This is a genomic window from Methylosinus sp. Sm6, from assembly GCF_019802345.1.
In the GTDB taxonomy this organism is placed as follows: Bacteria; Pseudomonadota; Alphaproteobacteria; order Rhizobiales; family Beijerinckiaceae; genus Methylosinus.
The window spans coordinates 60,990-67,959 of record NZ_JAINDZ010000028.1; the positions used below are offsets into that span (position 1 = coordinate 60,990).

General features: G+C 69.8%; 7 protein-coding genes. 1 reads left to right on the top strand and 6 read right to left on the bottom strand.

Annotation, left to right across the window (positions count from 1 at the left end; genetic code table 11):
• Window positions 1-49: 49 nt before the first annotated feature.
• Window positions 50-1,348, bottom strand: coding sequence for an O-acetylhomoserine aminocarboxypropyltransferase/cysteine synthase family protein (locus K3F48_RS17465; RefSeq protein ID WP_222576709.1), 1,299 nt, complete (start codon window positions 1,346-1,348; stop codon window positions 50-52).
• 247 nt (window positions 1,349-1,595) lie between these two features.
• Here K3F48_RS17465 and K3F48_RS17470 point away from each other — a divergent pair, with 247 nt between their 5' ends.
• A complete protein-coding gene (locus K3F48_RS17470; protein ID WP_003610451.1) occupies window positions 1,596-1,784 on the top strand; it encodes a 4Fe-4S dicluster domain-containing protein in 189 nt (62 codons plus the stop codon).
• A gap of 188 nt (window positions 1,785-1,972) precedes the next feature.
• On the opposite strand, the gene pyrH is transcribed toward K3F48_RS17470, so the two are convergent.
• The 5 genes from pyrH to K3F48_RS17495 form a co-directional block, all read right to left on the bottom strand.
• On the bottom strand, window positions 1,973-2,701 hold the full coding sequence (pyrH, locus tag K3F48_RS17475) for a UMP kinase (protein WP_222576710.1): 729 nt from the start codon (window positions 2,699-2,701) through the stop codon (window positions 1,973-1,975).
• Between the two features lie 248 nt (window positions 2,702-2,949).
• Window positions 2,950-4,251 carry a glycosyltransferase family 1 protein gene (locus K3F48_RS17480; RefSeq protein WP_222576711.1) on the bottom strand — a complete coding sequence of 434 codons (1,302 nt, stop codon included), beginning with the start codon at window positions 4,249-4,251 and terminating at the stop codon, window positions 2,950-2,952.
• On the bottom strand, window positions 4,248-4,571 hold the full coding sequence (locus K3F48_RS17485) for a hypothetical protein (protein WP_222576712.1): 324 nt from the start codon (window positions 4,569-4,571) through the stop codon (window positions 4,248-4,250). Before K3F48_RS17485 ends, K3F48_RS17480 begins: the two co-directional genes overlap by 4 nt.
• A gap of 210 nt (window positions 4,572-4,781) precedes the next feature.
• On the bottom strand, window positions 4,782-5,834 hold the full coding sequence (gene hpnA, locus K3F48_RS17490; RefSeq protein WP_222576713.1) for a hopanoid-associated sugar epimerase: 1,053 nt from the start codon (window positions 5,832-5,834) through the stop codon (window positions 4,782-4,784).
• Between the two features lie 169 nt (window positions 5,835-6,003).
• Window positions 6,004-6,780, bottom strand: a complete 777-nt coding sequence (locus K3F48_RS17495; protein ID WP_255609280.1) for a CDP-alcohol phosphatidyltransferase family protein — start codon at window positions 6,778-6,780, stop codon at window positions 6,004-6,006.
• Window positions 6,781-6,970: the final 190 nt, after the last annotated feature.

Consider the following 6,970-nt stretch of genomic DNA (forward strand, 5'->3'; position numbering starts at 1 on the left):
ATGAAGGCTCGCTCGTCGATTCAGCGGGGCGGACGCGCGGCCCCTCTCCTCACGCCCCCGCCGCTCTCAGCGCAGAATCGAGATCGGCGAGAATATCGTCGATATGCTCGATGCCGATGGCGAGGCGCACATAGCCCGGCGTCACGCCGGTCGCGAGCTGCGCCTCCGGCGACAGCTGCGAATGCGTCGTCGTCGCCGGGTGAATGGCGAGGCTGCGCGCGTCGCCGATATTGGCGACGTGATAGAAGAGCTTCAGCGCATCGATGAAGCGGCGGCCCGCGTCGAGCCCGCCGGCCAGCTCGAAGCCGAGCAGCGCCCCATATTTGCCCTTCAGATATTTGTCCGCCCGCTCGCGCTCGGCGCCGGTCTGGCGCGAGGGATGGATCACCTTCGTCACCTCGGGACGCGCCGAGAGGAAGTCGGCGACCGCCTGCGCGTTCGACACATGCCGCTCGATGCGCAGCGGCAATGTCTCGATCCCCTGCAGCGTCAGAAAGGAGTTGAAGGGCGAGGGCGCCGAGCCGAGATCGCGCAGCAGCGTCGTGCGCGCCTTGATGATATAGGCGACGGGCCCGAGCGGCTTCACCGCCTCCACCCAGACCGCGCCGTGATAGCTCGGATCGGGCGTGTTGAGCGCCGGCTGGCGGTCGGGAAATTTCTCCCAATCGAAATTGCCGCCGTCGATGATGGCGCCGCCGATCGACGTGCCGTGGCCGCCGATATATTTGGTCGTCGAATAGACGACGATCGCCGCCCCATGCTCGAAGGGTTTGACGAGCAGCGGCGCGGCGGTGTTGTCGGCGATCAGCGGAATGCCATAGTCGCGGCCGATGGCGGCGACTTCCGCGATCGGGAACACGATGAGCTTGGGATTGGGCAGCGTCTCGGCGTAATAGGCGCGGGTGCGCGCGTCGGTGGCGCGGCGAAAATTCTCTGGATCGCTCGGATCGACGAAGCGGACGTCGAGGCCCTGCTCCTTCAGCGTGTTGGCGAAGAGATTCCAGGTGCCGCCGTAAAGATCGGTGGAGGCGACGACATTGTCGCCGGCGCGGGCGAGGTTCTGCAGCGCGAAGGCCGAGGCCGCCTGGCCGGAAGAGAGGGCGAGCGCCGCGACGCCGCCCTCGAGCGCGGCGAGGCGCTCCTCGAGGATCGCGGTCGTCGGATTGCCGATGCGCGTGTAGATATTGCCGAGCTCCTCGAGCGCGAACAGCTTAGCGGCATGCTCCGTGTCGCGGAACTGGTAGGAGGTCGTCTGATAGATGGGGGGCGCGACGGCGCCCGTCGCCGGATCCGCACGCCAGCCGGCGTGGAGGGCCAGAGTCTCGGGATGCTTGCTGTCTAGGGGCATTTTGGTCTCCCAGTTCTTTCGCCGCGTCGCGCCGGCGCCGGATTAAACCGGATTGTTATTCTACTGGCAATGTAGGCTTTTGGGCGCCGCCGCCTGCCGCGCGCCCGGGCGCGACCGCCTGTCGCGCCCCCCGCCCGCCGCCGCCGGTTGGAATTGAAACGATTCTTGCTTGTCCGCGCATGTCGCAATGAAGAAGGCGGCGCCGCTCCGCCGGCGCCGCGAAAGATGCGCATTCGGGGAGACTTTCATGGCCTACAAGATCATCGCGTCGCAATGCACCGTCTGCGGCGCCTGCGAGTTCGACTGCCCCACGGCCGCCATTCGCATGAAGGGCGACACCTATATCATCGACCCGAAGAAGTGCACGGAATGCGACGGCGGCACGCCGCATTGCGACGAAGTGTGTCCGGTTCCGAACACTTGCGTCCCGGCGTAAGCGACCGATCGCAGAAAAGGGCGCGCCCCTTCTCCCACTCGTGGGAGAAGGTGGCCCCGCGAAGCGGGGTCGGATGAGGGTCCTTTGGGCAGAGCGGCGACTGCAGGCGGCCTCATCCGACCCTCGCTGACGCGAGGCCCACCTTCTCCCGCCCTGCGGGAGAAGGTGGGCGCGTCGAGATTCGCGGCTTACGGCAGCACATAGGTGCCGCGGCCCCTGCCCTCCAGAATGGCGCGGATCGCCCCGCCGGCCGCGATCGAGAACACCACGATCGGGATCCTGTTCTCGCGCGCGAGCGCGAAGGCGGCCGTGTCCATCACCGCGAGATTTTTGGCGATCGCCTCGTCGTGGGTGAGCGTCTCATAGCGGCGGGCGTCGGGATCGCGCTTGGGATCGGCGGTGTAGACGCCGTCGACCTGCGTGGCTTTGAGCACGGCGTCGGCCGAAAGCTCCGCCGCGCGCACCACGGCCGGGGTGTCGGTGGTGAAGAAGGGCAGTCCCGTGCCGCCGGCGGCGATCACCACCCGCCCCTTGGCGAGATGATGCAGCGCCGCCCGCCGCGAGAAGGATTCGCACAGCGACGGCATGGGCACGGCGGAGAGGCAGCGCGCCTGCCGGCCCTTGGCCTCGATCGCCTGCTCGAGCGCCAGGCCGTTCATCACCGTCGCCAGCATGCCGATCGAATCGGCCCGCGCCCGCTCTATCCCCTTATCGGCCCCCAAAATGCCGCGGAAAAAATTGCCGCCGCCGACGACGACGGCGATCTGCGTCCCGAGCTCCGCCGCGGCGGCGAGATCGGCGGCGATGCGCTCCAGCGTCGGCGCATGCAGGCCGTGCGGCGCATCGCCCATCAGCGCCTCGCCCGAGAGCTTGACGACGACCCGTCTCCATTTCGGCAAATTCGATGGATTGGACATCCGCGCCTCTTCGTTTCGCCGATCGGATCGATCGCCGCCTTGATAGGCGACCGACGCCAGCCGGGCAAGGACGGGCGGTTGCGGGGCGGCGGCGGCCGTCCGCCGAACGCTGCCGACGCCTCTGTAGCTCGCGTCGACGAATTTGGAGCCTCTCGGGCGCGAGCCCTCAGGCTCGCTCTTTCGAAACCTTTCAATTCGACTGACGCACGCCGCAAGCGCGCAGGGGCTCCCGCCGAGCCGTCGACAGGTCAAAGCCCCGCGATGAAATCGTCGACCGTCTGGAAAAAGCCTCCGACCTCTCGCCGCGGAAATCCCGCGAGCCGCCGCAACGCCTCCGCCCTCCGGCGCGACCCCGGCTCGCAATAGGCGAGAACCGCATCCCTCCAGCCGAGCCCGTCCAGCGGATCGACATAGTCCAGCGCGCCGGCGGCGATCTCGCGAAATGTCTCTATATCGGAAGCGATGATCGGCGCGCCGCAGGCCGCCGCCTCCGCCACCGGCAATCCGAAGCCTTCGCCGAAGGACGGGGCGAGCGCCGCTCTCGCGCCGGCGAGCAGGCTGCGCAGGGCGGGGGTCGAGAGGCCAGAAGCCTCGATGACATGGGGGCGCAGCGCCGCGCTGCGCTCCAGGAGATCGAGCACATTCTCATTGTGCCAGCCGCGCTTGCCGACCAGCGCCAGCTTCGGCGTCGCCGGGCCGAGGTGCTCGGCGAGGTCGCGCCAGACCGCGAGCAGCGTCATATGATTCTTGCGCGGCTCGATGGTCCCGCAGCAGACGAAATAATCGCGGCCGGCGAGGCGCGGATCGGCCGGCGGGCCGTTGGCGAACGCCGGCGCGACCGGCAGGCCGGCGCGGCAGAGCGGCAGATCCGCCCTCCCCTCCTCGGCCGCGAAGGCGCGCAAGCGCCGCGCCACCGCCTCCGAGCCGACGATGACGCCCGCCGCGAGGCGCACGATATTGCGCATGGCGCGCAGATGATTGCCCTGCTCCGCCGGCCGGAAAAACTCCGGCGCCTCCAGCGGCAGCAGATCGTGAACGAAGAACACCGGCTTCACATCCGGCCGCCGCTCGAGCCAGCGAAGGTGCCAATCCTTGTGAAGCGGAAACTGGCTGGCGTTGACATAGACGGCGCCTCTCGGCGCCTGCCGCGTCGAGCGGCCGAGCCGGAAGGCCCAGCGGCGCATGGCGCGCCCATTCTCCGCCACCATATCGAGCCCCGAGCGCCTCACTCGCGCGGCGCCGCCCGTCGCCGGCGGCGCGTCGAAGGCGCGGATCAGCGCCTCGAACGCCGGATCGGCGCTCGGGTCCACGAATTCGTTCCAATAGGTCTCGATGTCGACGAGCGTGCGCAGCGCGTCGGAGGCGCGGGCGAGCCGGGGCCCCAGAGCGGCGCAGGCGAGCGCGACGTCGTCAGCGTCGGCGGCCTCCAGAAAATGGCGAGCCAGCGCGAAATCGACCCGGTCGATGCCATTGGGCGTGCGGTTGAGGGCGCGCGTCACGAGGCGCGTCACATCATAGACCACCCTGCGCCGAACGGGCGCCGCGGTCATCTCCGGCACCGCTCGGCGAAGCGCTTGCAGCGCCAATCGTCGATCACATCGTTCGATTGCGCCACCGCGCGCTCGCTCTCCCGCGCGAGGCATTCGCGATAGCGGAACACGCGAGCGACATAGGCCTCCATGTCGGCGTCACAGGAGGCGACCGCCTTGTCGGCCAGGGCGCAGCCCGGAGGCTGCGGCGCGACGCAGAGGGTGAAGCCGGGCGAAGCCTGCGGCAGCGCCGCCATGGGCCATGCCGCGACGACGGCGGCGGCGCAAGCGCGGACCGCCGCCGCGGGCGGAACGCGGCGCGCGCCCCGAACCAGAAACATGATCGCTCTCTCGCCGACAATGAGGTCGCGCGAGAATTGCCCTGTCGCGACGCGCGGCGCAAGGGGCGATAGCCGCGCTCGCGCTCGTCGGAGCCGGTCGAACCGAAGGGTTTCGAAGCGAGCCTGAAGGCTCGCAGTCCAGAGACGCTCCCTTGGACCGCGAGCCTTCAGGCTCGCTCCTCAGAAAGGCAAGTCGGCTGCAGCGGCGCTCTAATCCCGCAGCGCGCCGTCCGGCGCCCGGCGCGCCTCGTCGAGGACTCGCGGCTGCGCCTTGGCCCAGGCGCGGAACCAGTCGACGGCGTCCGCGATCGCCTGGCCATAGGGCCGCGGGCGATAGCCGAGCTCGCGCATCGCCTTGTCGTGATCGAAGAACATGGTCGTCGCCGACAGGCGCAGTCCCTCGACATTGAGGAAGGGCTCGCGGCCGGTGACGCGGGCGATCGCCTCATTGGCGTGGGCGAGCGGCACCAGGGGCCAGCGCGGCAGCCGCAGGCGCGGCGGCCGGCGGCCGGAAAGACGCGCGACTTCGGCCAGCATTGTCGAAAGGGCGAGATTGTCGCCGCCGAGAATATAGCGCTCGCCGATGCGCCCGTGGCGCAGAGCGGCGAGATGTCCGGCGGCGACGTCGGCGACATGGACCACGGCGAGGCCGGTGTCGACATAGGCGGGCATATTGCCGCGCATCGCCTCCAATATGATGCGGCCGGTCGGCGTCGGACGCACGTCGCCGGGACCGAGCGGCGCGGAGGGGTTGACGATGACCGCCGGGAGCTCGTCGCGCGCGATCATCTCCTCGACCAGGCGCTCGGAAAGCAGCTTGCTGCGCTTATAGGGCCCGAGCCGCGCATCGCAGACGAGGCGCCGCGTCTCGTCGCAGAGGCCTTGTGCGTCGGGCGCGAGGGTCGCGACGCTGCTGGTATGCACGACGCGCTCGACGCCGGCGCGCAGCGCCTCTTCCATCACGAGGCGCGTCCCCTCGACATTGGTGCGCAGGATCGTCCGCGGGTCCGGGGCCCACAGCCGATAGTCGGCGGCGACATGGAACACGAAGCGCGCGCCGGCCATCGCCGCCGCCACGCTCTCGCGGTCGGTCACGTCGCCTTCCACGATCTCGAACTGCGGACGCAGATTGGTCTTCGGGCTGCTGCGCCGGACGAGCGCGCGCACGGCGAAGCCCTGCTCGAGAAGCAGAGCGGCGACCGCGCCGCCAATGAACCCGCTGGCGCCCGTCACGAGGGCGATGTCGCGCCTGTCCCTGCTCATGCCGAAATCGCCGTGGGGCTCCTGGGCGACGCCGGCCGCGCCAGCCCTTCCGCCGACGAACTGGCGCGCGGAGGCCAAAAAACAAGGTGGAGGTCCCTGATCGGCGCGCCCGCCGACCCCGCAACCTCTAGGATGCGCCGCGAGGGCGGGCGTCGCCGCAATGCGCCGCCTACCGCAGCGACACGCTCTGGAGCTGGGGAGCGGGGGCGGACTCGGGCGGGGGCGGCGGGACGGGCTCGGCGGCCTCGCGTCGGCGCGGCGGCGACAGGCGGTGGATCGTCGCGCTCGGCGCGTCCTGGTCGTCCGCGTCCATCTGCGCCAGATCGCGCCGGACCATCGTCACGAACAGGCCGAAGGCCAGCGCCGAAAGGCCGCCGACCGCCACGTCGATCCAGGCGGAGCGCAGGATGCGCGCCTCGATCAGGCCAGGGCCCGCCCATTGCGCGATCAGCGCCCAGGCCGCCACCAACAGCCGGAACTCCGTCGCGCCCATCCCGCCATAGGACAGCCGGTGCACCCCTTCCGTCGCCACGCGCAGATAGGTGTAGGAGCTCATCAAAAGATAGAGCGACAGCACGAACAGCGCCGACGGCATGGTGAAATAGGGCGACGCCCCGAGACCCACAACGATCAGGCTCTGCGCGATCAGATCGCTCGAATGATCCAGAAGGAAGCCATAGCGCGGACGCTCGATCGCCCGGTGCCGCGCCAGCGTCCCGTCCAGAGAATCGCCGAACCAGTTCGCCGCCAGGCCCGCCACCACCGCGATCAGGAACCACGCCGACCAATGGCACAGCAGAAACCCCGCCGCCGTCGTCAATGCGCCCAACAGCCCGACCGCCGTCAGGCGGTCCGGCGTCACCGATAGGGGGAGGCGCGAAACGATCGCGCCCAATAGCCGCTGCTCGCAAGCCGCCAGCACGCTCCTGTTCAATCGGTCCGCCAAGAAGCCCCCTCGACCATTCTGAGGCGCCCCGCGCCACTCGGCGCCGGGCGTCCGCCGGCCGTCCGGCGCCGCTCTCGCGCGATCTCCGTCGAATCGCATTTCCGCTTGCGGCGCCGCAACATCCGGCGAGCTTCAGCTTGCCCGCGCCGCCGCGCCCCGTCAACCGATTATCGCCGCCCCGGCGACGGTT